This is a genomic window from Pseudomonas sp. HP_01, assembly GCF_055284355.1.
The window spans coordinates 186,260-209,758 of sequence record NZ_JBTOPV010000067.1; the positions used below are offsets into that span (position 1 = coordinate 186,260).

Below are 23,499 nucleotides of genomic sequence, written 5' to 3' on the forward strand. Positions count from 1 at the left end.
GCTTGAGTCGGCGCATCCGTCGGGGACATCACGCGAGCAAACCGGCATTAAGACTAAATATTTGCGTTAAGCCATAGAATAAGGGCGGATTTCAGAGTTGCAATGGGTAAGGCGAAATTTCCTACTAATTTGGTCGGAATTAACGTTGTATCCCGCCGCAAAAAAGCACAGCCGGCATAAGCGTTGAACTAAGTCCCGCCTACACTCCTCAGAACTTTGGTCCGCGTGCGAGCGAAATCGCACTTTTTCATGAGGAGACACCATGAGCATCGTCAAGAAAGCATCCGCCCACTGGGAAGGTGACCTGAAGTCGGGTATCGGCAGCATCTCTACTGAAACCGGCGTTCTGCGTGAAGCGCCGTACGGCTTCAAGGCCCGCTTCGAAGGCGGCAAGGGTACCAACCCGGAAGAACTGATCGGCGCAGCCCACGCTGGCTGCTTCTCGATGGCCCTGTCGATGATCCTCGGCAACGCCAATCTGAAGGCCGACAGCATCGACACCACTGCTGACGTCACCCTGGATCAAGTCGATGGCGGGTTCGCAATCACCGCAGTGCACCTGACACTGAAAGCCAAGATTCCCGGCGCAACCCAGGAACAGTTCGAGAAGCTGACCAACGATGCGAAGGAAGGCTGCCCGGTTTCCAAAGTGCTGAACGCCAAGATCACGCTCGATGCCACGCTCGTGAGCTGATTCGCGTTACTGTTGCACTCGATGGCCCGCAATTGCGGGCCATCTTCGTTATGGCCGCGCGAGAACCGGCATGCGGCCACACGGTCACATGCAACGCCGATGCGTATCGCACGGTGTCGAAGGAGTCGATCATGAAACGTATCGCCGCAATCCTGATTCTCGGAGCGCTGAGCACCAGCGCTTTCGCTGCACCCAAGCCCTGTGAAGAGCTCAAGGACGAAATCGAAGCCAAGATCCAGGCCCAGAACGTTAGCTCTTACACGCTGGAAGTCGTGACCAACGAAGATGTGCATGATCAGAACATGGTCGTCGGCACCTGCGAAAACGGCACCAAGAAGATCATTTATCAGAACAATGATCGGTAGCCTGGGTGCGAGCGTAAATTTTTCGTGAGCCTTGTAAGCGAGCTCGTGCGCGTGCGTACGTCGCATCCTCGCGTCAGGGAATACAGAAGATGTCCCCCTCCTCCGCGAGCACATTGCGTTGCTCGTCCCGCAACTGCGCGTCGATACTGTTAGTGATGTTGCGCACATCGAGGCGGTAGCGATGGCCGGCTTCGAAGCGGTCGTAGTTGATCGTGACGTAGCAGGTCCGCTCGTTGTAAATGTCCATCGACAAGCCCATCGCGCCGGGCGCGTAATCATAGTCATACCGCACTTCGAGCTTGTGTTTGCCCGGCGTCACCTGAAAGAAGCGACCGTCGTAGGTGCGCACGCCGTCGAGCTTGTCGGCCATCAGGGTTTTGCCGGTAAAGGTATGCAGGTCGACCCACGCCTGCTGGGGATCAACCGCAGGCAAAGGCCCCGCACAACCGGCCAGAAGACTCAGGGCGACGATGGACAGAGGCAGGCGCATGACGAACTCCGCAGTGGGGCAAATGGCGATGAGAGTTGCGTCAGAGGCGGGCAGTCCGGCATAACGCTGATGTTTGCACTTCATGAATATCGACGTTAAGGCTGCTGCATGATTCGATCAAAAAAGGCCTGGCTGCAACGTGGCCTGCCGATGCTGGCGACTTTACTCCTCGGCGGCTGTTCCAGTCTTTCCTATTACTCACAGTTGGCCAGCGGCCAAATGGCCCTGTTGCGGGCGCGCGAGCCGGTTTCCGACGTCATCGCAGATCCGAATCGCGACCCTAAGCTGCGCGATCATCTGCGCACATCTCAGCAGGCCCGTGCGTTTGCGACCGAGCATCTGCATCTGCCGGACAACCGCAGCTACCGCCTTTACGCCGACATCCATCGCTCGTTTGTCGTCTGGAACGTGTTCGCGACCGGCGAATTTTCCCTTGATCCTGTCACCCATTGCTTCCCCATCGCCGGGTGCGTGGCCTATCGCGGCTATTACACCCAGGGCGCAGCGCGCGGGGATGCGGCCGTTCAGAAGCTTGCGGGCAAGGACGTATATGTCAGCGGCGTTGAGGCGTATTCGACGCTCGGCTGGTTCGATGACCCGATCATGAGCTCGATGATGAACTGGGGCGATGAGCGACTGGCCACGCTGATCTTCCACGAGCTGGCGCACCAGCGGTTTTACGTGAAGGACGACAGTGAATTCAACGAGTCCTACGCCAGTTTCGTGGAGCAGGAAGGCACGCGTCAGTGGCGCGCGGCGCGGGGATTGCCTGCCGAAGGTGGGTCTTCGGAAGCGCGGCGACGGGATCAGCTGACTCAACTGGCCCTCGACACCCGGGATCGGCTGAAGGCGCTGTACGCCGAGCCGCTGAGCCCCCAGGTGATGCGCCAACGCAAGGCCGCTGAGTTCGAGCGTCTGCGCTGGGAGTATCGGCAGTTGCGCGACAGCCAGTGGGGCGGCGACAAGCGTTTCGACGGCTGGGTGTACGCACCGATGAACAACGCACGCCTGCTGCCCATTGGTCTATACGATCAGTGGGTGCCAGCGTTTGAAGCGTTGTTCAGGCAGGTGAACGGCGATTGGCCTGCGTTCTATTCGGCGGTGGAAAAGCTGGGCGGATTGCCCAAGGAAGAACGCAAGGCGGCGTTGGAGCGGCTGGTCCAAAAATCCACGTGATGTCCGAATTGTAGGAGCGCGCTTGCCCGCGAACGCGATATGTCGATGACGTATTTAGCGACTGGACACATGCATTCGCGGGCAAGCGCGCTCCTACAGATTGAGTGCTCTCAGCTTTTGATAAACGCCCGGTGCAGCGCGCTCACCGAATCAAAATGATACGTCGGCGCCTCGGCCTGCAACTCCTCGCGACTGCCGAATCCGTACCCCACCGCCGCCACGTCCAAGCCGTTGCGCTTGCCGCCAATCAGATCGTGTTTACGGTCACCTATCATCAGCGTCTGTTTCGGGTCGAGCTGCTCCTCGTCCAGCAAGTGCCGAATCAGCTCGACCTTGTCAGTACGGGTGCCGTCCAGCTCGCTGCCGTAGATCAGCTTGAAATGGCGCGCGAAGTCGAAATGCCGGGCGATTTCATGGGCGAACACCCAGGGCTTGGATGTCGCGATGAACAGCGTACGGCCCTGATCCGAGAGCATGTCCAGCAGCTCGAAAATCCCTTCGAACACCAGATTCTCGTAAAGGCCCGTGACCTTGAAGCGCTCGCGGTAAAAGCCCACCGCTTCCCAGGCCTTCGCTTCGTCGAAGTCGTAGGCGCGCATGAATTGCTGCAGCAGCGGCGGCCCGATGAAGTGCTCGAGCCGGGTGATGTCGGGTTCGTCGATGCCCAGTTTGCTCAATGCAAACTGGATGGACCGGGTGATGCCTTCGCGCGGATCGGTCAGGGTGCCGTCCAGGTCGAACAGAATATTCTGGTAATGCATGTGTGCTCTCAGCAGGGTTTGTCGAAGCCTTCGGCCAGGTGCTGGTCTTTCAACTTCACGTAATTGGTCGCGCTGTAGGGGAAGAAAGCGATCTCTTTTTCGGTCAGCGGGCGCATCTGCTTCACCGGACGCCCGACGTAAAGAAACCCGCTCTCGAGACTTTTGCCGGGTGGCACCAGGCTGCCCGCGCCGATGATCACCTCGTCCTCCACCACTGCGCCATCCATGATCGTGGTGCCCATGCCGATCAGAATGCGATTGCCGACGGTGCAGCCGTGCAGCATGACCTTGTGGCCGATGGTCACCTCATCGCCGATCAACAGCGGGAAACCGTCGGGGTTGAACGGGCCGGCGTGGGTGATGTGCAGCACACTGCCGTCCTGCACGCTGGTGCGCGCGCCGATGCGGATGCGGTGCATGTCGCCACGGATGACGGTCAGCGGCCAGACCGAACTGTCGGCGCCGATTTCGACGTCGCCGATCACAATCGCCGAATGATCGACAAACGCCCGCTCGCCAAGGGCCGGGGTGTGGTTCTGGAACGTGCGAATGGCCACGATAGGCTCCTTCTCTGGCGCCGATAGCTGCGGTCGGCGCCGATTGTAATTAAGATGCGTAGGTGTTTCTTTTAGCCAAGGTGCCAAACCGTGAGCGCGAACAACCCTCTGTTGCAATCCTACGACCTGCCACCTTTCTCGGCGATTCGCGCCGAGCATGTAAAACCTGCCATCGAACAGATTCTCGCCGACAACCGCGCCGCGATTGCCGAGATCCTCGCCAAGCAAGGTTCTCAGCCTACATGGGCTGGCCTGGTACTGGCGATGGATGAACTCAATGACCGCCTGGGCGCCGCCTGGAGTCCGGTCAGTCACCTGAACGCTGTGTGCAACAGCGCGGAACTGCGCGAGGCCTACGAGTCTTGCCTGCCAGCCCTGAGCGCTTACTCGACCGAAATGGGTCAGAATCGCGAGCTGTTCCAGGCCTTCGAAGCCTTGGCGAACAGCCCGGAAGCGGCGAATTTCGACGTCGCCCAGAAAACCATTCTCGAGCAATCGCTGCGTGACTTCCGCCTGTCGGGCATTGATCTGCCGCCGGAACAGCAAAAACGCTACGCCGAAGTGCAGAGCAAGCTGTCCGAACTGGGCAGTCAGTTCTCCAACCAGTTGCTCGACGCGACTCAGGCCTGGAGCAAGCACGTCACAGATGAGGCCGCCCTCGCCGGCCTGACCGATTCGGCCAAGGCGCAGATGGCGGCCGCTGCCCAGGCGAAAGACCTGGAAGGCTACCTGATTACGCTTGAGTTCCCGAGCTACTACGCCGTAATGACTTACGCCGAAGACCGCGCACTGCGTGAGGAAGTCTACGCGGCGTATTGCACCCGCGCGTCGGACCAGGGGCCGAACGCTGGGAACAACGACAACGGCCCGATCATGGAACAGATTCTCGATCTGCGTCAGGAACTGGCCAAACTGCTGGGTTTCGCCAGCTTCTCCGAGCTGAGCCTGGCCACCAAAATGGCCGAGTCCAGCGATCACGTTCTTAGCTTCCTCCGTGATCTGGCCAAGCGCAGCAAGCCGTTTGCCGTTCAGGATCTGCAGCAGTTGAAAGCCTATGCCGCCGAACAAGGCTGCCCGGATCTGCAGAGCTGGGACAGCGGTTTCTATGGTGAGAAGCTGCGCGAACAACGCTACAGCGTTTCCCAGGAAGCCCTGCGCGCCTACTTCCCGGTCGACAAGGTGCTGACCGGCCTGTTCGCGATCGTACAAAAACTGTACGGCATTGAAATCGCCGAGCAGAAGGGCTTCGATACCTGGCACCCGGACGTTCGCCTGTTCGAAATCAAGGAAAACGGCCAGCACGTCGGCCGCTTCTTCTTTGATCTCTACGCTCGCGCCAACAAGCGTGGCGGTGCATGGATGGACGGCGCCCGCGACCGTCGCCGCACCGCTGAAGGCACACTTCAAAGCCCTGTGGCCAATCTGGTCTGTAACTTTACACCGGCGGTCAGCGGCAAGCCTGCGCTGCTCACCCACGATGAAGTTACCACCCTGTTCCACGAATTCGGCCACGGCCTGCACCACCTGCTGACCCGCGTCGAACATGCGGGCGCGTCGGGCATCAATGGCGTGGCTTGGGATGCGGTCGAACTGCCAAGCCAGTTCATGGAAAACTGGTGCTGGGAGCCGGACGGCCTGGCGCTGATCTCAGGTCATTACGAAACCGGCGAGCCGCTGCCTCAGGACCTGCTTGAGAAAATGCTGGCGGCCAAGAATTTCCAGTCCGGCCTGATGATGGTCCGCCAGCTGGAATTCTCTCTGTTCGACTTCGAATTGCACGCCACCCACGGCGACGGCCGCACCACGCTGCAAGTGCTCGAGGGCGTGCGTGACGAGGTGTCGGTGATGCGTCCACCTGCGTACAACCGTTTCCCGAACAGCTTTGCGCACATCTTTGCCGGCGGTTATGCAGCGGGCTACTACAGTTACAAGTGGGCCGAAGTGCTCTCTGCCGATGCGTTCTCGAAGTTCGAGGAAGAGGGGGTATTCAACGAGCAGACCGGCCGGGCGTTCCGTGAGGCCATTCTGGCGCGGGGCGGGTCCCAGGCGCCGATGGTGCTGTTCGTCGACTTCCGCGGACGCGAGCCGTCGATTGACGCACTCTTGCGCCATTCAGGCTTGAGTGAGGAAGCGGCAGCATGACCGAAACACCGCAGGTGATTACCAAGAAGCGCTTCATCGCCGGGGCGGTCTGCCCGGCATGCAGCGAGCCTGACAAGTTGATGATGTGGAGTGAAGACGACGTGCCGCACCGCCACTGCGTGCACTGTGGTTATTCCGACACCCTCAATGCCCAGGGGCAATCGATCCCGACAGAACTTGGCACGCGAGTGAACAAGCCTGTGGTGAAGCCGGCTGATCCCAAGGTGCAGGGCGTGCAGTTCTTCCCGAATCCGAAGCTGAAGAAGCCGGTTGATCCGAGTTGACGTGATCTCGGATAAAAAAAGGGATGCCCGCCGTGGGTATCCCTTTTTTTGTATCGTTTGCGGATTACCGTGCGCCGTTGATATAGGCGAAAGAGATCTTGCCTCCGACGGCCCTGGTGTAATTCGTCACTTTAACGTCGCTGTTTGAATAGCTGCTGTTGAAGCTCGGGATGACGACGGGAAGGGTAATGTCGCGCAGAACCTCCACAGTCGTTCGCCCCTCGCTGAAATCACCTTGGGGATGGCCCGTGAGCGTGAAAGACGTGCCCGCTTTGGCCTTGAGGATTCTGGCAGACTGGATTTCGTCGTTGGAACAGCCAAAGCTATTGCTCTTCATCTTCATGTTGTAACTGGAGCTGAAAGGAATCACGCAATCCAGGTTCTGACTGGCATGGGTGCCCTCGTAGAACGCCACCGATGCATCGGAAAAGTCGGTGGGTGTCCGGCTGATGACAATGCGCGACGTCTTTCCATCAAGCCCGTTGTTGCGGTTATAAACGGCCTGGTAATCGCTGGTGCTCGCATCGGACTCGAAACTCGGAATGACTACACGCTCGCCAATGCCAATGTTGCGCTTCACGTCGATGGTGATGTGGTCGTCCTGGGTATTGCCACTGCCACTGTCGAACAACTGAATGCGGGTTCCACTGGCAACACCCGACAAGGACATCGACCTCGCCTCATCGTTTTCACAACCGTTGGCCTTGCGATTGACCACCCCGGTGCTGACAGGGATCACGCAGACAATGTCTTGTAACCGGCTTGCATTTCGACCTTCATGCAGAAAGATGCCGCCGTTGTTGAGCGCAGCGGTATAACGCTCTGCCTCACCGCTCTTGTAATTGTTGATACCAACGTAGTTGGGGGCAACACCACAGTTGTCCTGGCGGCGCTTGAGGTAAGTCAGGTTATTGTCGTAGCTGGCCGAGTCGAAGACGGTAGATGTGCCCGGGTGAAACTGATTCATGAGGAACAACCGTTTCCACTGCTTACCCGTCGAGGCGGCTACCCTTTCAGTGTTGAGCGGCAACCCACCCCAGCGCGTGGGGCAAGACCAGTCGTGAGTACTTTCAATGCTGCTGGCAACGTTCCCCAGAGTGTCCCACTTGTTCTGCACAATCCAATCCTGATCAAACATGACCGTGATCTTTTTGCCCTGCACCCAGTAGTCGCCTGCGACCTCACGTTTGTCCGCCAACAGGATCAGACGGTTATTACGTGCCGCCATCTGGTTGAGCGTCGGCCACCGATCCGCAGCGAAGTTTGCCGGGTCGAATGAAACGCTCGCCAGCTCCGGCAGGGTATTGAATACCTCCTGCAGGTGTTCCCGGTTGACGTAGGTTTCGAGGAACAGCGTGACGACCTCACTTGGATTCCTTTGCAGGAAAGGCAGAAATTCTGTTTTCAAGTGATTGGATAACGGCCCGTAGCAGGCCAATTGCTTATGGCACACTTTGATGCGTTCTTCGGGGCGAGGATTTGTGTTTTCTACATAAAGATCAAGCATGAAACCTCTGACGCCATCGTTGAGTTGGCTCGGCATCTCCTTCAGGTTTTGATTGATCTTTTCATAGGAATTATGGGTGGTGACCCAACTGTACTCATTGAATGGGTTATTCCGCGAATCGAGCATAGTCGCGTGTGCCTTGAGTGTGGCTATGCCAAAAATTGCCGCCAGGGCAATCCGTGTGTAATTGAACGTCATTGTCGAAATCCTTTTCGATAGGGTGTTTCCGGTAGGCGTTAAACGCATCCATGCCAATATCGGCATGTGCTTAGTAGTAGTTGTGTTTTGTGTCAGCGCCACCCTGCCGCCAGAAGGCTATGTTGCAAAATGCGAGTGATTTTCGAGCAAGGGGACTGGATCGATTGGCAAGGCAACGATGAAACCGATCCCCTTAATTGATCATGCCTACTTTGTGCGACCAGCCTTTAATCGCACAAAGGGCAAACACGCTGGTGCTGCACGCACCGCTATCCATTGCCGACTTCAGCGCCGCCACATCGACATTATTGATGTAGGCAATCCCGCGCTTGAGGCTGTCTTCGTCGCCATAACCGCCGTGCTCCATCTCATCCAGCGCCGCCTGTTTGCTCCAGCCCTGGGCGACGATGCGGTACATCGCTGCCACCAGACCGGTTCGGTCCAGGCCGTGCTTGCAGTGAATGAGCACTGGCCCGTTTTGTTGCGCCGTCTGTATGGCGCGCAGGCTTTCGATCACATCGGCATCGTCAATGTGAACCACTTGTAACGGAATCTGGACCTGCGCCACGGAGGCGTCCGACAGCCATTTGCTGTCACTTTCCTTGAGGAAGTTGATCACCGTGTGTACGCCAAGCTGTTGCAGAAGTGGCTGTGCGGCAGCGTCAGGCTGGCGACTGCGGTAAAGCGTTGGCGTGATCTGGTAGAGGTTGTAGTGCGCATCCACCAGCTGCGCCCACTGCGAAGGGCGTGACAATTGCGCCGGTGAAACATCCTCGGCTTCAGCGAGAGAGGCATATGACACGGCCAGCATTAGGATGAGTTGAGCAGCGAGCGGGCGAAGGCGCATGGAAGACGTACCGTGGAAAACCAGCCATTTATCGATGCGGCAAGTCTTCGCTGCCTTGGGTCAAGGCGCTGTGAGGCGCGTGTCAAAAGTTGGTGAAAGCCGTTGATCGGCGCCAGGGTTTTTTCCGGGTCTGCGAGTGAAGGGCATGAGCGTTTCGCGATACTGTATGCATAACCAGTTATCGAGGAGCCGTCATGTCCATTAAATTGCCCCCGCGCGGGCGCGGCACCGCAACCAACCCGCATAACCGCTTTGCGCCCAACCGATCCGTGGTCGAAGACGACGGCTGGTACCAGGAAGTGCCGCTGACCCAAGGCACCACCGTCACGCTGGAAACGGCCAAGAGCATCATCGCGCGCAACTCGTCGCCCGACATTCCTTTCGACCGTTCGATCAATCCTTACCGGGGATGCGAGCATGGCTGCATTTATTGCTACGCCAGACCGAGCCACGCTTATTGGGACATGTCGCCGGGGCTGGACTTCGAAACCAGATTGATCGCCAAAACCAATGCTGCCGCGCTGCTGGAGCAGCAGCTGTCCAAGCCAGGCTATAGCGTCGCGCCGATCACCCTGGGCGCGAACACCGACCCGTATCAGCCCATCGAGCGCGAATACGCATTGAGCCGGGCGACGCTGGAAGTGCTGCTGCGCTATCGCCATCCGGTGACGATCATCACCAAGGGCTCGCTGATTCTCCGGGATCTGGATCTGCTGTCCGAGCTGGCAAAGCTGCGGCTGGTGTCGGTGTTCATCAGCCTTACGACGCTGGACGATGAGCTCAAGCGCATCCTTGAACCCCGTGCTGCCGCGCCTAAAGCCAGGCTGCGGGCGATCCGGGTCTTGCGCGATGCCGGTGTGCCGGTGGGCGTTTTGCTCGCGCCGATGATTCCGATGATCAATGACATGGAGCTGGAGAAGCTGATGGCCGAGGCCAAGGCCGCCGGCGCATTGAGTGCGAGCTACGTGATGCTGCGTCTGCCCCTGGAGGTTGCCCCGTTGTTCGAAGAGTGGCTCCAGGCGCATTATCCGCAGAGGGCCGAGCATGTGATGAGCCTGGTACGACAGAGCCGTGGCGGTGAGGTGTACGACAGCCGCTTTGGCTCGCGAATGCGCGGTGAGGGGGTGTTCGCCGAGCTGCTGGCGCAGCGTTACAGCCTCGCCATCAAGAAGCACGGCTTGAACCGGCGGGAAAGTTTTCAGCTGGATTGCAGCGCGTTTTGCCCGCCCGGCGGTCAGATGTCGCTGTTGTGACTCGAGTGGCGTCTTACAGGGCGAGATCGCTGATCTTGCGGCTTGAACCGGGTTGCCATTGCAGGAGCGCGAGCTTGCGGTTTAGATTTTCTAACGCAAGACCCGTGATCTAGAGCCATGCATTCAGTTTCAATTAAGTTTGCGTCGTTAAGGTGAGTCGGAAGTGACCGATTGGTCTTGTAGGAAAAGAGTCGTACGAAGGCCAGAAAAAAGTGGGTCATCCACAGGATTCGCCGGAAAATTCACCTAAATCCGTCAGAGAGGATGAAACATGAGTGACCAGGATAAGCAGCCTCAGGCTGCGACGACAGGCGTAACGCCTCAGGTGGAAACCGCCGAAATGGCACTGAAGCAACTCGTTGATGGCTTCAAGCAATTCCGCCATGACGTATTCCCTCAGCAGGAAGAACTGTTCAAGAAACTCGCCACCGCCCAACATCCCCGGGCCATGTTCATCACCTGCGCCGACTCGCGCATCGTCCCGGAACTCATTACCCAAAGCTCGCCAGGCGATCTGTTCGTCACCCGTAACGTGGGTAACGTCGTCCCGCCTTATGGCCCCATGAATGGCGGCGTCTCGACGGCTATTGAATACGCTGTCCTGGCCTTGGGCGTGCAGCACATCATTGTCTGTGGCCACTCCGATTGCGGGGCCATGCGCGCCGTTCTCAACCCCGACACCCTGGAAAAAATGCCGACGGTCAAAGCCTGGCTGCGTCACGCCGAGGTTGCCAAGACCGTTGTGCAGGATAACTGCAACTGCACCAGCGAGCATGAAACCATGCACGTGCTCACCGAAGAAAACGTCATCGCGCAGCTGCAGCATCTGCGCACTCACCCTTCCGTGGCGTCCAAGCTGGCCAGCGGTCAGCTGTTCATCCACGGCTGGGTTTACAACATCGAGACCAGCGAAATCCGCGCCTACGATGCCGAGCAGGACTGCTTCCTGCCCTTGGATGGCGACCATCCGGTGCCGATGGCGTCGATCCCCCGCGGGCGATATTGATCGCCGGCTGACCCGCTGCGCCAGAGTGCAGCGGCGTCGGCCCTGACGGTTCCACCCTCATACAAGCTCGTAGCGGCCGCGCATAGCGTGTGCCGCCGGGCGTTGTCACGTCTGAATTCCGGAGAGTCGTCATGGCTACTACTGATCTGAAAGCGCTGTTACCACGGGAGCTACTGGCTTCCGTGGTGGTTTTTCTGGTGGCCCTGCCGCTGTGCATGGGGATCGCCATCGCTTCCGGCATGCCGCCCTCCAAGGGTCTGATCACCGGAATCATCGGCGGTCTGGTGGTGGGCTGGCTGGCCGGTTCGCCGCTGCAGGTCAGCGGCCCGGCGGCAGGTCTGGCAGTGCTGGTGTTCGAGCTGGTTCGTGAGCACGGCATGGCCATGCTTGGCCCGATTTTGTTGCTCGCCGGTGCGCTGCAATTGCTGGCCGGACGCTTGAAGCTCGGCTGCTGGTTTCGCGTCACGGCGCCGGCGGTGGTGTACGGCATGCTCGCGGGCATCGGCGTGCTGATCGTGCTCTCTCAGGTTCACGTCATGTTCGACAGCGGGCCCAAGCCTTCCGGGCTCGACAATCTCGTGGCGTTCCCGCAGACCGTCATGGGTGCAATGGGGATGGGCAGCGCCATGCAGGCCGGTCTGCTCGGGCTGGGCACCATCGCAGTCATGTGGCTATGGGAAAAGCGTCGGCCTCATGCACTTCGGTTCGTACCGGGCGCGTTGCTCGGCGTCGGCATTGCGACGGTGGTGAGTCTGGTGATGAGCTTGCAGGTCAAGCGCGTCGAGGTTCCGGCCAATCTGGCCGAGGCCATCGACTGGCTGCGCCCTGCAGACCTGCTGAACCTGGCTGACCCTGCCATCCTGATCGCGGCGATTGCCGTCGCCTTTATTGCCAGCGCAGAAACTCTGTTGTCGGCAGCGGCAGTGGATAGGATGCACGACGGCCAGCGTTCGGACTTCGACAAGGAGCTCAGTGCCCAGGGCGTGGGCAACATGCTCTGCGGTCTGGTCGGCGCTTTGCCGATGACCGGCGTGATCGTGCGCAGTTCGGCAAACGTGCAGGCGGGTGCCAAGACGCGGCTGTCGGCGATGTTCCACGGTCTGTGGCTGCTGGCGTTCGTGCTGTTGCTGTCCAGTGTGCTGCAGAGCATTCCCGTGGCGAGCCTTGCCGGCGTGCTGGTCTACACCGGCGTGAAGCTGGTGAATGTTCAGGCGCTCAAGGGGCTGGGACGCTACGGCCGCATGCCGATGTTCATCTACGGCGCGACCGCCAGCGCGATTGTCCTGACCGACCTGCTGACGGGTGTATTGATCGGCTTTGGCCTGACACTGGTGAAGCTGGCGCTGAGTGCATCGCGCTTGAAGATCAATCTCGTCGACCTGCCGGCCGAAGGGGAAATGGAGCTGCGCCTCAACGGTTCGGCCACGTTCCTCAAGGTGCCGGCTCTGACGCAGACGCTGGAAACCGTGCCGCCCGGCACCACGCTGCATGTCCCGCTGGGCAACCTGAGGTACATCGACCATTCCTGCCTTGAGCTGCTGGAGGAATGGGGTCGCGCCAACGCCGCGCAGGGCTCGCGTTTACTGTTGGAGCAACGGTTGCTCAAGCGTCGCGTGGAAGGAAGGATTCGCACGTCGATCGGAGGCGCTGCGCTGCATTAAGGTCCGCGTGGAGGGAGTGCGGGGTCAGTCTTTCCCGCACTCCAGCTCCAGCCCAACGCCCAGCTGACGCGACAGGCTGGGCCAGCGTCTCCACGCCGCATCGGTGTCCGGGCTGGCGAGGCGTTCCCGGTAGGCTTCCACCGACTCCAGCGAGAAGCTGTCGTCATCGAGCATCTCGTCGATTGCGTGATGGACCACTTCGTCGAGCTGATTGGCAAACGACTCGCCGATCAGTTGGTGGGCGATGACGCTGGCCACGGTGGTGTTCACCGGTATCAGAGGCTGGCCGAAATGCTTGATGTACAGATCATTCACTTCTTCCACCAGGCGGTGGGCCAGATACGCTTCATCCAACAATCCATCCAGCCCTTCATGGCCCGCCATGATGGCGGGCGGCGCGGTGAAGAATTGCTCGGCGATTTTCAGAACCGGTTCGATCTGGCTTTCGATGCCCGCCTGCAGTGCTACGTCATGGGCGGTATCCAGCAAGTCCGGAACCTGACCGATATAGGCAATGACGAAACGCGTCAGTACGCCTCTTGCGTCTACGTCAGGCAGGTGAATGGACGGGTGAAGATGAGGAAGTTGCGATTCCAACTGGCGCAGTAGCTGACCGGATTGGTTTTCGTGTTCCTGGGCTCTAGTGATCTGCTCGCGCAATGCGGCGGTGTTCATGGATGCTCCATAGGCAATGAAACCAGGCGGTCATTATAGGGAAGTCATACCTTAGCCTGCTCACGGATGAGGCTAAGACGTAATTGTCATAACAGGTTCACGCTTATGTGCATAATCGCGCGCTCCTGGATTACTGATGTGTTGAACCCATGACCCGAACCCAGAAAACTGTCTTCATCCTTGTGGCCATCGTGGCACTGGTGCTTGGCCTGACCGTCTACCGTGTGCTGTCCGGAACGGACCAGGGCGACCAGGCCGCCCATATTGATGCAGGGATTATCCTTCTCCCGCAGAGCCGCGCTGTGCCGGATCTCTCGCTCACCGATCAGGACGGCCAACCCCTTTCATTGAGCCAATTGAAGGGCAAATGGACGGTATTGTTCTTCGGCTACACCTTCTGCCCGGACATCTGCCCGACCACCCTCGCCCAGTTGCGTCAGATCAAAAGCGAGCTGCCCCGTGAGGCCGTCGACAAGCTGCGCATTGTGCTGGTTAGCGTCGATCCCGATCGCGACACTCCGCAACAGCTCAAGCAATACCTGGGTTATTTCGACAAGCAGTTCGTCGGCCTGAGGGCGCCGGTCGACACGCTCAAGAAGCTGGCGAATGCCGTGAGCATCCCGTATATCCCGGCGGATACCAGCAAGCCGAATTACACCGTCGACCACAGCGGCAACCTCGCCCTCCTCGGCCCCGACGGCACCCAGCGCGGGTTCATCCGCGCGCCGCTGAACAGCCAGAAGCTGGTAGCGCAGTTGCCGGGGCTGGTTGAGAGAAAATAAGGACTGCTGATCTCGGCGTTGCGCCGAGATCATGGGCGTGTGGTGATCAGAACGCCGGGACCACGGCGCCTTTGTACTTCTCAACGATGAACGCCTTGGTTTCCGGGCTGTGCAGCGCGGCGACCAGTTTCTGGATGGCCGGGGCATCCTTGTTGTCTTCGCGGGTCACGAGGATGTTCGCGTATGGCGACTCCGCCCCTTCGATGACCAGCGCGTCCTTGGTCGGATCCAGCTTGGCGGTCAGGGCGTAGTTGGTGTTGATCAGCGCCAGGTCCACCTGCGTCAGTACCCGTGGCAGCGTCGCCGCTTCCAGCTCACGGAATTTCAGGTTCTTCGGGTTCTGCTGCACGTCGCTTGGCTTGGCGGTGATGCTGGTCGGATCTTTCAGGGTGATCAGACCGGCCTTCACCAACAGCAACAGGGCACGGCCCTCGTTGGTGGCGTCATTCGGGATGGCCACGTTAGCGCCATCCGGCAGCTCGGCCAGACTCTTGAGCTTGTCCGAGTAAGCGCCAAACGGCTCGATGTGAACCTTGGCCACACTTACCAGATGCGTACCCTTGCCCTTGTTGAACTCATCCAGATACGGCTGATGCTGGAAGAAGTTGGCATCCATGCGGCTCTGGTCGACCTGTACGTTCGGCTGAATGTAATCGTTGAACACCTTCACGTTTAGCGTCACGCCTTCCTTCGCCAGCATCGGCTTCACGAACTCGAGAATCTCGGCGTGGGGCACAGCGGAGGCCGCGACGGTCAAGGTCTCATCGGCATGGGCAGACAGGGCCGCCACAGCAGCGAATACAGCCAACAACTTTTTCATTTCTATTGCTCCTGAAATGCACGCGCAGTCGCATGCATCTGCCGGTCAGTGACCGGCGAATTCGGTTAACGGTGTGAAAAGTGCGCGACCAGTCTGTCGCCAACGGTTTGCAGGATCTGCACCAGCACCAGCAGCAATACGACCGTGACAAACATCACATCGTTCTGGAAGCGTTGGTAACCGTAACGAATCGCCAGATCGCCCAGGCCACCGGCACCGACCGCACCGGCCATCGCCGTGAACGACACCAACGCAATCGCGGTCACGGTGATTGCGGCGAGGATGCCCGGGCGTGCTTCAGGCAACAGCGCCTTGATCACGATCTGCCGGGTTGTGGCGCCCATCGCCTGAGTGGCCTCGATGATCCCACGATCCACTTCCCGCAACGCGGTTTCCACCAGGCGCGCGAAGAACGGCGTTGCGCCTGCGATCAACGGTGGCAGCGTGCCAAGAATGCCCAGTGAAGTGCCAGTGATGATTTCCGTGAGCGGCATCATCACGATCAGCAGGATGATGAACGGCAGCGCCCGCAGCATGTTCACGATCAAGCCCACGGTGGTGTAAACCGGCTTGTTCTCAAGCAACTGACGCGGAGAGGTCAGGAACATCAGCACGCCAAGCGGCAGGCCCAGCAGGATGGTGAACGCCAGCGAGACGCCAAGCATGATCAGGGTGTCGCCGGTGGCCAGCCAGATTTCGTACCAGTCGACGTTGGAAAACAGATTGAGAAAGGCGTCCATCAGCGCAGGACCTCCATGTGAACGTCGGCTGCGGTGAAGCGAGCAAACGCGGCGTCCATGTCACCACCGGTGATGGCCAGCGTCAGTTGCCCGTAAGGCGTGTCTTTGATGCGGTCGATACGACCGGCCAGAATGCTGTAGTCCACGCCGGTTTCCCGCGCGACCGTGCCCAGCAATGGCGCGTAGGTCGCTTCGCCCTGAAACGTCAGGCGCACGATGCGACCCTGAACATGGGCGAAATCGCTGTTCAGCTGGTTTTCGTCGACCTCTTCGTCTTCCTGCACAAAGCGGCGAGTGGTCGGGTGCTTGGGGTGCAGAAACACATCGGCCACAGCGCCCTGCTCAACGATGACACCCGCATCCATGACCGCCACCTGATCGCAGACGCGACGGATCACGTCCATTTCGTGGGTGATCAGCACGATGGTCAGCTTCAGCTCGCGATTGATCTCGGCCAGCAGCTGCAACACCGATGCCGTGGTTTGTGGGTCGAGGGCGCTGGTGGCCTCGTCGCACAGCAGAATTTTCGGCTTGGTTGCCAGCGCGCGGGCGATGCCGACGCGTTGCTTCTGGCCGCCGGACAATTGCGCCGGGTACTTTTTGGCGTGATCGGAAAGACCCACGCGGGCAAGCAGATCGGCCACGCGCTGATCGATCTGAGCGCGGGACATGTCCCCGGCCAGCGTCAGCGGCATGGCGACGTTGTCGGCCACGGTTTTGGACGACAGCAGATTGAAGTGCTGGAAAATCATGCCGACCTGGCGGCGGAAGCCGCGCAGTCCGTCGGCGTCCAGCGCAGTGACATCGACGTCATCGACCAGGATCTTGCCGCCGCTCGGCGCTTCAAGGCGGTTGATCAGGCGCAGCATGGTGCTCTTGCCGGCGCCGGAGTGGCCGATCAGACCAAACACCTGGCCGTTTTCGATGCGCAGGCTGGTGGGGTGCAGCGCGGGAATTTCCCGATCGGCTACCCGATAGGTTTTGTGGACGTTTTGAAACTCGATCACGGAGCGAACCTTGTGGGGCGCGTTGAAAAATCAGCGTGGAGACTCATGCCTTCATCACGCTGCTGAGCGATGCCATTTCGGCTTCGGCTGGGTAAACCGGGCGCGCATTTTAGCCTGTCGAATCCGGATTGGGCCCAGCCTTCTTAGCATTTATTTCGCACTGCACCTGCCGAACGGTCATATGGATGGCCGACTGTCGGGCTGACGGTGGAAATCAAGGAATTGGAAAAACAAACGGAACGGCTGATTTCATCGTCAGTCACTTACTTAGCGCCTGAATAATGCCTGACTTCGTGTCAGGCATTTCTGCCTACGAGCTCCTGCTGCCTCCACACCATGGAATGCCGAACAGGGAGCCGCTCGAACCGAGGAGTTTTGTCTGATGAGTAAGAACACCAATCCACCTGTTAGCGCCCACGCCAACAGTGAACTGGCTGGCACTGACACGCTGGATCGTGGCAATACCAACGCCAAGATCGAAAGCCTTGAAACCTTCCGCTCCGACGCCACCGGCGAGGCTTTGCGCACCAATCAGGGCGTAAAGATCTCCGACAACCAAAACACGCTGAAAGTCGGCTCGCGCGGCCCGTCGCTGCTCGAAGACTTCATCATGCGCGAGAAGATCACTCACTTTGACCATGAACGCATTCCGGAGCGTATCGTCCACGCGCGCGGCACGGCGGCTCACGGTTACTTCCAGACCTACGAGAACCACTCGGCGCTGTCAAAAGCTGAATTCCTGCGAGACCCTGGCAAGAAAACCCCCGTCTTCACGCGTTTCTCCACCGTCCAGGGCCCTCGCGGTTCCGGCGACACGGTCCGTGACGTACGCGGTTTCGCGGTCAAGTTCTATACTGGCGAAGGCAACTACGACCTGGTCGGCAACAATATGCCGGTGTTCTTCATTCAGGACGCCATCAAGTTTCCCGATTTTGTACATGCGGTGAAGCCAGAGCCTCATAACGAAATCCCTACGGGCGGCTCGGCCCACGACACCTTCTGGGACTTCGTTTCCCTGGTGCCGGAGTCCGCGCACATGGTGCTGTGGACCATGTCCGACCGTGCGATTCCGAAAAGCCTGCGCTCCATGCAGGGTTTCGGCATTCACACGTTCCGCATGATCAACACCGAGGGCAAATCCTCGTTCGTCAAGTTCCACTGGAAGCCTAAGTACGGTACGTGCTCTCTGGTGTGGGACGAAGCGCAGAAGCTTGCGGGCAAGGACACCGATTTCCACCGCCGCGACCTGTGGGAGTCCATCGAGATGGGCGACTACCCGGAATGGGAACTGGGCGTGCAGATCGTTGCCGAGGAAGACGAGCACAAGTTCGACTTTGACATTCTGGACCCGACCAAAATCATCCCGGAAGAGCTGGTGCCGGTAACACCGCTGGGCAAGATGGTGCTCAACCGTAACCCGGACAACTACTTCGCCGAGACCGAGCAGGTTGCGTTCTGCCCAGGCCACGTCGTGCCGGGTATCGACTTCTCCAATGATCCGCTGCTGCAAGGTCGGCTGTTTTCCTACACCGATACGCAGATCAGTCGACTGGGTGGGCCGAACTTCCACGAGATTCCGATTAACCGTCCGGTCTCGCCGAACCACAACAACCAGCGTGATGCTCAGCATCGCACTACCATCGACAAGGGTCGCGCTTCCTACGAGCCGAACTCCATCGACGGCGGCTGGCCGAAAGAAACTCCTGCAGGTCCGGAGGATGGCGGTTTCGAGACGTATCCAGAGCGCATCGAAGCGCACAAAGTGCGTGAACGTAGCCCGTCGTTTGGCGATCACTTCTCCCAAGCCACGCTGTTCTTCAACAGCATGAGCGAGCACGAGAAAGAGCACATCATCGCGGCATACAGCTTCGAGCTGGGCAAGGTTGAGCGTGAGCACATTCGCGCCCGTCAGGTGAACGAGATTCTCGCGAATATCGACCTCACACTGGCTGCGCGTGTGGCTGAAAATCTTGGCTTGCCCGCCCCGAAAGCGGCTACCGTCAAAGCGCAAGGCAACGGCAAGTTGAGCGTCGACAGCTCGCCCCTGCTGAGCCAGGCGAACCTGCTGCCTGCTGACATTGCTTCGCGCAAAGTTGCCATCCTCGTCGCGAACGGTGTTGACGACAAAGCTGTAGAGGCGATGAAAGCGGCGTTGGAAGCCGAAGGCGCACATGCCAAGGTGCTGGGTCCTACCTCCGCGCCGGTCAAAACCGCGAGCGGTGCGTCCCTGGCAGTTGATGCTTCGATGGAAGGTTTGCCATCGGTCGCGTTCGATGCCGTGTTCATCCCGGGCGGCGAAGCCTCGATCAAGGCCCTGAGCGGCGATGGCGTGGCACTGCACTATGTGCTTGAGGCATACAAGCATCTCAAAGCCATTGCCTACGGCGGTGATGCACAGAAACTGATCGACCTGCTGCGCCTGGAAGCCGATGCCGGCTTGCTGACTGTTTCGGACAAAGCCTCCTTCAAGGCATTCTTCGATGCGATCCAGCAGCACCGCGTCTGGGCTCGTGAGCCTAAAGCGAAGGCGATTCCTGCGTAATTTGCGGGGCTAGCCGTAACAAAAAAGGCGTTGCCCGCGAGGGCAACGCCTTTTCTTTTGATCAAAAATCGATCAGAGCTGAGCGGGTTTCAACACAATCTTCGCAGGCTCGGTCCGCTCGATTTCACGCTGCATCTGCAACTCGAAATCCCTAATGCGCGTGGCCTTTTTAACAAAGACTATTAGTTGGCGAAAGGCATCCGGCAGCGATGACTTCGTTCACGATGGAATCTGCTTAAGACGGAATGCTTCATGTAATGGCACCTCATCGTTTGGGTTCCCATCTTCTAAGCACACATATTGATGATCCCCAATTGCAGTGCTAAATAAACTATATAAGCCTGGGGATCGAAGGCCGACTTCTAGCCAGATTGAATTACTGCGCTCTTGTATTATCCGCATATCGTAGGGTGCTTCGCTTTCCACACTCGGCTCTTTTAAATATATAAAATTACCGCAGCCCCGGATATACAGTCCGCTGGACGTCAAAAAATCGATGACGCTTTGGGCTGACAGATTATCCACAAATGCTAGCCTGTATTCGTAGCTCATGATCCGTGCGGCCTCCCTCGACGGTAGGTAAATCAGCAGGGTTACGTATGCCGATATGAAGCTTATTTGGATTTATTGATATGTGTCCTTGATCGCCAAGCTGGTTTCCGGAAGGATCCTCTTTATGGATGTGCGCATTGTTACCAGACTTGTAGCGACAAGGGGTCTGGTTTCCGTATTTATAAGGATTTAAGGGGCCCGTCCTATTAACTGGAGACTACGGTTCACTGCGTATTCGCTGGAAAAACTCAATCAGAGCTGGGCGAACTCCAGGAATAGAGCTAAAGGGGTCCGTCCCCTTTAACTCGCTTTCATCCTATCGCCTTCTATTATCTTGGGTTGGCAATAAGTTATCAAAGAACGCAACAAACTCTTCACCTATATCAGGGGCACATTTTTTCAAGGTAATGAAGTACGTCCAGATAGGTGTTGGCGCCCCTAGGTCCATCTCGAGCCACTCTGCTTCACTTGCTGCACAGTGAATAGCAAAGCGAGCGAGGCCTGATGTTGTCACGCATAACTCCCTATAGTCTTTCTCAATAGTCCAGAGCTTATGAACCATTTCCTGGACATGCCTATTATCATGATCAATTAGCTGGATGTCTGCGAATTGCTGTAAATACCGAGCTATGGTTTCTAGCCCTTCGGATGGGGGGGCTTGGGCCATTTGAGCGTTAATCATGTTGATCAGAAACATTGCATAGCAGCACCTAACTTCGTCATATGAAGTATTTTGCTCGTTCAAACGCTCGTTAATGGCCCTTATTGCTTTAAGTACTTGATCATCGGTCATTTCAAAGCTCCATCCTGTACACCGAGAGTTTTCATTACAGGAATACACGAATCGCAAAAAACGAGCGGCTTTCCGTCGTTTCTAAGTGTCGTTGAGGTTCCTCCTTGCACAAGGACTCGTAAATCAGTCGCACACTGGAGATTGTGCTGAGTCGCAATCTGACTAAGTGCATCTGCTTCACCGCAACCCCCGTGAAGTTTGGATCGATCGGCTGGCGGAACGTCGTCGTATAGCTGTCTTACCACTGGGTGCGCAGCGCCGTTACCCAAGGCGCCTTCGCTATAACCGAGCTGGGTTTCTGGCAGATTCTTTGCCTCAATAGCTGTACGCGCGCCTTCATTGTTTGGCGTTATCCCTTTTAACCGGGCAAGTCCCAGTGGGTCGATCCAACCCGTCGGATTTGGCACGTACTGGTATAGGTTCAGCCCGCCGCTGTAGCCAATCGGATCCTTGCTGATGAACCGGCCGACCCTTGGATCATAGTATCGATGGCGGTTGTAGTGCAGTCTTGTTTCGTGGTCGTGGTATTGGCCCTGGAAACGGATCGGGTTGGTCAGGCCGATCTGGTGAGCGAATTCGGAGCGCTGTTCGGTTACTTCGCCCCAGGCTTTGTATTGCGCGCTCCAGGCGGTGTTGCCGTTTTGGTCGGTGATTTCCTGAGCTAAAGGGGTCCTTCCCCTTAAACTCCTCTTGTATTACGCGCATATCGTAAGGTCCTTCGTTTTACACAATAGTCTCCGTTAAACCGATAAAGTCCCAACAGCTCCGAACTCAGTTACTGAGATCTAACCCATTCGGCCATCTTTTCGGTGATGTCCGCCAATGAAGTTATCCTCGCTATAATAACGAGCTCACACCCCATATCTTTGTCGCGATAAGACACTAATGAATCAGTGTCTTCATCAAGGACTATTCTGAGAATAGTGCCGGCGGCTTCATTGCGTGCGGAGAATATAGGATTACCCTCCCTGAACGGCGTGCCATTAGAAAAGGCCGTATTATAAAAAGGCACTTTCAACTTTTTTAATTCTACGCCGTTCGCGTCACACTCAAGAAAGAACCGATCATATAGATACTGCTCCAGTTCAATATAGCACTGCTCGTCATTCAAGTACTCATCAAACATTTAGTTATTCCGTAAACGCCTTGCCAGAGAGCTAAAGGGGTCCGTCACCTTTAGCTTAAAGCTTTCAAAATCGGAAAAAACACACTCATATCATTGTGGGGTTCTTTGCTAATAATTTTTCGGCACAGCTTCGTTAACTTCATTTTTTCGGAATACTCCATCCATGACTGTTCAGCCCAGAGCTAAAAGGGTTCGTCCCCTTTAACTATTCAATCACACGCGGTGAAATATTAAGCATAGCTGAAGAAGGACGGCTGCCTTTATTGAACATAGTCAGGCTCCGTCCCTGAGCTGCATCGCTCCATAATTAAACCGTAGTGAATCAAAAGTGGCCGACCTATGTAACTTACGAGCTGGTTATCGATACTCAAAATATCTTATCATCATGTTAGTGGGTATGTTCGTATCGACCCCTAAGGCGTCAAGCACCTCAAGAAACCATGACAGATTATCCCCTAGCGCCGAATCATTAGTGTCATCGTGATAAAGAAGGCAGATAGCAAGTCTAGCCATTAATATATTGGGCTCCCGAAATTCACGCATTGCTGCTCGATCATCAATGAATGACCACCAAACTGATGCTTTATCAGTGAGTGTTTCAACGGGAATCCTGTTATGTATATAGTCGTTTATTAACTGCCTCGGATCGTTTTCGTCGTCTGGAAAATAAATTTCCAACGCTTCCAAAACGCTGACAAAGAAGCCCAGCTGATGCTTAAATGCATTAGAGTCGCCGGCAGGTCGAACTATCGAGTTGATACTGTATTTTTTGAAGTGCTCGCGGTTCATACTTTAACTCCGAAGTGCGTTAAAACGTCTACACAGGTTGGACATGCGGGCTTAGGCGTTCCGTGTCCTTTCCCAGAGTACCCAATATTGACTGTGCTGATAGTGCCGCCGGCAGGATCAATTCCGGCGTTAAAAGCTTTATCTAGACATACGATCTCTGCGCACCCACCGTGCCATGGAGCTTGCCGTTCTAAAGGTGTTCCCATCAGCGCACCTGTCACTTGTGGATTATGAGGTACGACTTCCCCACTAACGCCGGTAATTGATTGATCTCCAGCGCGTAGTTCAGCCGCAGCGCCGGATTTCCTCCCTTTTGAGAACGCTTCATCTGCCACATCCTCTGCAGAACGTGATTTTTTTGGTGCTGGATGCGCGCTCCGTGTCATTCCTAACGCATCCGACCAACCCGTAGGGTTGGGGGCGTACTGGAAGGGATTTAATCCACCACTGTACCCAATCGGATCCTTGCTAATGAACCGGCCGACCCTTGGATCATAGTATCGATGGCGGTTGTAGTGCAGGCCCGTTTCGTGGTCGTGGTATTGGCCCTGGAATCTGATCGGGTTGGCCAGACCGAGTTGTTGGGCGAATTCAGAACGCTGTTCCTGCGCTTCGCCCCAGGCTTTGTATTGCGCGCTCCAGGCGGTGTTGCCGTTGTGGTCGGTGATTTCCTGCGGCGTGCCGAGGTGGTCGCATTGGTACCAAGCCAACGCATCAATTGGTAGCGCGACG

Annotated in this window: 24 protein-coding genes and 1 pseudogene; 10 read left to right on the forward strand and 15 right to left on the reverse strand. The window is 57.4% G+C overall.

Features of this window, described 5'->3' with window-relative positions; translation table 11 throughout:
* Positions 1-262 precede the first annotated feature (262 nt).
* The gene (locus ACYAR8_RS23705) at positions 263-694 is read left to right on the forward strand and encodes an OsmC family protein (protein ID WP_037017022.1); all 432 of its coding nucleotides are present in this window, start codon (positions 263-265) and stop codon (positions 692-694) included.
* Positions 695-825: 131 nt separating this feature from the next.
* A complete protein-coding gene (locus ACYAR8_RS23710) occupies positions 826-1,059 on the forward strand; it encodes a DUF1161 domain-containing protein (protein WP_074886209.1) in 234 nt (77 codons plus the stop codon).
* A 73-nt stretch (positions 1,060-1,132) separates the two neighbouring features.
* Here ACYAR8_RS23710 and ACYAR8_RS23715 read toward each other — a convergent pair whose 3' ends face one another.
* Positions 1,133-1,549, reverse strand: a complete 417-nt coding sequence (locus tag ACYAR8_RS23715; protein ID WP_463581211.1) for a PA0061/PA0062 family lipoprotein — start codon at positions 1,547-1,549, stop codon at positions 1,133-1,135.
* Positions 1,550-1,657: 108 nt separating this feature from the next.
* On the opposite strand from ACYAR8_RS23715, the gene ACYAR8_RS23720 reads away from it, so the two are divergent.
* On the forward strand, positions 1,658-2,725 hold the full coding sequence (locus ACYAR8_RS23720) for an aminopeptidase (protein WP_463581212.1): 1,068 nt from the start codon (positions 1,658-1,660) through the stop codon (positions 2,723-2,725).
* A 110-nt stretch (positions 2,726-2,835) separates the two neighbouring features.
* On the opposite strand, the gene ACYAR8_RS23725 is transcribed toward ACYAR8_RS23720, so the two are convergent.
* Entirely contained in the window at positions 2,836-3,486 is a 651-nt protein-coding gene (locus ACYAR8_RS23725) for an HAD family hydrolase (RefSeq protein WP_463581213.1), read from the reverse strand.
* Between the two features lie 8 nt (positions 3,487-3,494).
* Positions 3,495-4,043 carry a gamma carbonic anhydrase family protein gene (locus tag ACYAR8_RS23730; protein WP_463581214.1) on the reverse strand — a complete coding sequence of 183 codons (549 nt, stop codon included), beginning with the start codon at positions 4,041-4,043 and terminating at the stop codon, positions 3,495-3,497.
* A gap of 90 nt (positions 4,044-4,133) precedes the next feature.
* Here ACYAR8_RS23730 and prlC point away from each other — a divergent pair, with 90 nt between their 5' ends.
* Positions 4,134-6,185 carry an oligopeptidase A gene (gene prlC, locus ACYAR8_RS23735; protein WP_074886222.1) on the forward strand — a complete coding sequence of 684 codons (2,052 nt, stop codon included), beginning with the start codon at positions 4,134-4,136 and terminating at the stop codon, positions 6,183-6,185.
* Positions 6,182-6,469, forward strand: a complete 288-nt coding sequence (locus ACYAR8_RS23740) for a YheV family putative zinc ribbon protein (protein ID WP_074886225.1) — start codon at positions 6,182-6,184, stop codon at positions 6,467-6,469. Before prlC ends, ACYAR8_RS23740 begins: the two co-directional genes overlap by 4 nt.
* Before the next feature lie 64 nt (positions 6,470-6,533).
* Here ACYAR8_RS23740 and ACYAR8_RS23745 read toward each other — a convergent pair whose 3' ends face one another.
* Together ACYAR8_RS23745 and ACYAR8_RS23750 are read right to left on the reverse strand one after the other, a co-directional pair.
* Positions 6,534-8,174, reverse strand: coding sequence for a PI-PLC domain-containing protein (locus tag ACYAR8_RS23745; RefSeq protein WP_463581215.1), 1,641 nt, complete (start codon positions 8,172-8,174; stop codon positions 6,534-6,536).
* 193 nt (positions 8,175-8,367) lie between these two features.
* Entirely contained in the window at positions 8,368-9,021 is a 654-nt protein-coding gene (locus tag ACYAR8_RS23750; protein ID WP_463581216.1) for a dual specificity protein phosphatase family protein, read from the reverse strand.
* A gap of 194 nt (positions 9,022-9,215) precedes the next feature.
* On the opposite strand from ACYAR8_RS23750, the gene ACYAR8_RS23755 reads away from it, so the two are divergent.
* The 3 genes from ACYAR8_RS23755 to ACYAR8_RS23765 all read left to right on the forward strand — a co-directional run bounded on the left by ACYAR8_RS23755 (position 9,216) and on the right by ACYAR8_RS23765 (position 12,941).
* Positions 9,216-10,274, forward strand: coding sequence for a PA0069 family radical SAM protein (locus ACYAR8_RS23755; RefSeq protein WP_463581217.1), 1,059 nt, complete (start codon positions 9,216-9,218; stop codon positions 10,272-10,274).
* A 340-nt stretch (positions 10,275-10,614) separates the two neighbouring features.
* A complete protein-coding gene (locus ACYAR8_RS23760) occupies positions 10,615-11,280 on the forward strand; it encodes a carbonic anhydrase (protein ID WP_425438847.1) in 666 nt (221 codons plus the stop codon).
* Positions 11,281-11,411: 131 nt separating this feature from the next.
* Positions 11,412-12,941, forward strand: coding sequence for a SulP family inorganic anion transporter (locus tag ACYAR8_RS23765; protein WP_108121279.1), 1,530 nt, complete (start codon positions 11,412-11,414; stop codon positions 12,939-12,941).
* Positions 12,942-12,965: 24 nt separating this feature from the next.
* Here the strand turns inward: ACYAR8_RS23765 and ACYAR8_RS23770 are convergent, their stop codons facing one another.
* The gene (locus ACYAR8_RS23770; RefSeq protein ID WP_463581218.1) at positions 12,966-13,616 is read right to left on the reverse strand and encodes a hypothetical protein; all 651 of its coding nucleotides are present in this window, start codon (positions 13,614-13,616) and stop codon (positions 12,966-12,968) included.
* 149 nt (positions 13,617-13,765) lie between these two features.
* On the opposite strand from ACYAR8_RS23770, the gene ACYAR8_RS23775 reads away from it, so the two are divergent.
* Positions 13,766-14,398: an SCO family protein gene (locus ACYAR8_RS23775; RefSeq protein ID WP_463581219.1), complete on the forward strand. Its 633-nt coding sequence runs from the start codon at positions 13,766-13,768 to the stop codon at positions 14,396-14,398.
* Between the two features lie 46 nt (positions 14,399-14,444).
* Here ACYAR8_RS23775 and ACYAR8_RS23780 read toward each other — a convergent pair whose 3' ends face one another.
* The 3 genes from ACYAR8_RS23780 to ACYAR8_RS23790 all read right to left on the reverse strand — a co-directional run bounded on the left by ACYAR8_RS23780 (position 14,445) and on the right by ACYAR8_RS23790 (position 16,965).
* Positions 14,445-15,218, reverse strand: coding sequence for a MetQ/NlpA family ABC transporter substrate-binding protein (locus tag ACYAR8_RS23780; protein WP_074886250.1), 774 nt, complete (start codon positions 15,216-15,218; stop codon positions 14,445-14,447).
* Positions 15,219-15,283: 65 nt separating this feature from the next.
* Positions 15,284-15,958, reverse strand: a complete 675-nt coding sequence (locus ACYAR8_RS23785; protein ID WP_074886252.1) for a methionine ABC transporter permease — start codon at positions 15,956-15,958, stop codon at positions 15,284-15,286.
* The gene (locus ACYAR8_RS23790) at positions 15,958-16,965 is read right to left on the reverse strand and encodes a methionine ABC transporter ATP-binding protein (RefSeq protein ID WP_463581220.1); all 1,008 of its coding nucleotides are present in this window, start codon (positions 16,963-16,965) and stop codon (positions 15,958-15,960) included. The genes ACYAR8_RS23785 and ACYAR8_RS23790 overlap by 1 nt, the downstream gene beginning before the upstream one ends.
* A gap of 382 nt (positions 16,966-17,347) precedes the next feature.
* On the opposite strand from ACYAR8_RS23790, the gene katE reads away from it, so the two are divergent.
* Positions 17,348-19,507, forward strand: coding sequence for a catalase HPII (gene katE, locus ACYAR8_RS23795; protein ID WP_463581221.1), 2,160 nt, complete (start codon positions 17,348-17,350; stop codon positions 19,505-19,507).
* A 219-nt stretch (positions 19,508-19,726) separates the two neighbouring features.
* Here the strand turns inward: katE and ACYAR8_RS23800 are convergent, their stop codons facing one another.
* From ACYAR8_RS23800 to ACYAR8_RS23825, 6 genes and pseudogenes are all read right to left on the reverse strand, one after another.
* The gene (locus ACYAR8_RS23800) at positions 19,727-20,059 is read right to left on the reverse strand and encodes a hypothetical protein (RefSeq protein ID WP_463581222.1); all 333 of its coding nucleotides are present in this window, start codon (positions 20,057-20,059) and stop codon (positions 19,727-19,729) included.
* A gap of 316 nt (positions 20,060-20,375) precedes the next feature.
* A complete protein-coding gene (locus tag ACYAR8_RS23805) occupies positions 20,376-20,852 on the reverse strand; it encodes a hypothetical protein (RefSeq protein WP_463581223.1) in 477 nt (158 codons plus the stop codon).
* Between the two features lie 364 nt (positions 20,853-21,216).
* A pseudogene (locus tag ACYAR8_RS23810) lies at positions 21,217-21,523 on the reverse strand (RHS repeat-associated core domain-containing protein); the annotation flags it as partial.
* A gap of 104 nt (positions 21,524-21,627) precedes the next feature.
* Positions 21,628-21,978, reverse strand: a complete 351-nt coding sequence (locus tag ACYAR8_RS23815) for a hypothetical protein (RefSeq protein ID WP_463581224.1) — start codon at positions 21,976-21,978, stop codon at positions 21,628-21,630.
* Positions 21,979-22,335: 357 nt separating this feature from the next.
* Positions 22,336-22,767, reverse strand: a complete 432-nt coding sequence (locus ACYAR8_RS23820) for a hypothetical protein (protein WP_463581225.1) — start codon at positions 22,765-22,767, stop codon at positions 22,336-22,338.
* A partial coding sequence (locus ACYAR8_RS23825; RefSeq protein WP_463581226.1) for an RHS repeat-associated core domain-containing protein occupies positions 22,764-23,499 on the reverse strand: 736 nt, incomplete at its 5' end. The genes ACYAR8_RS23820 and ACYAR8_RS23825, both read right to left, overlap by 4 nt.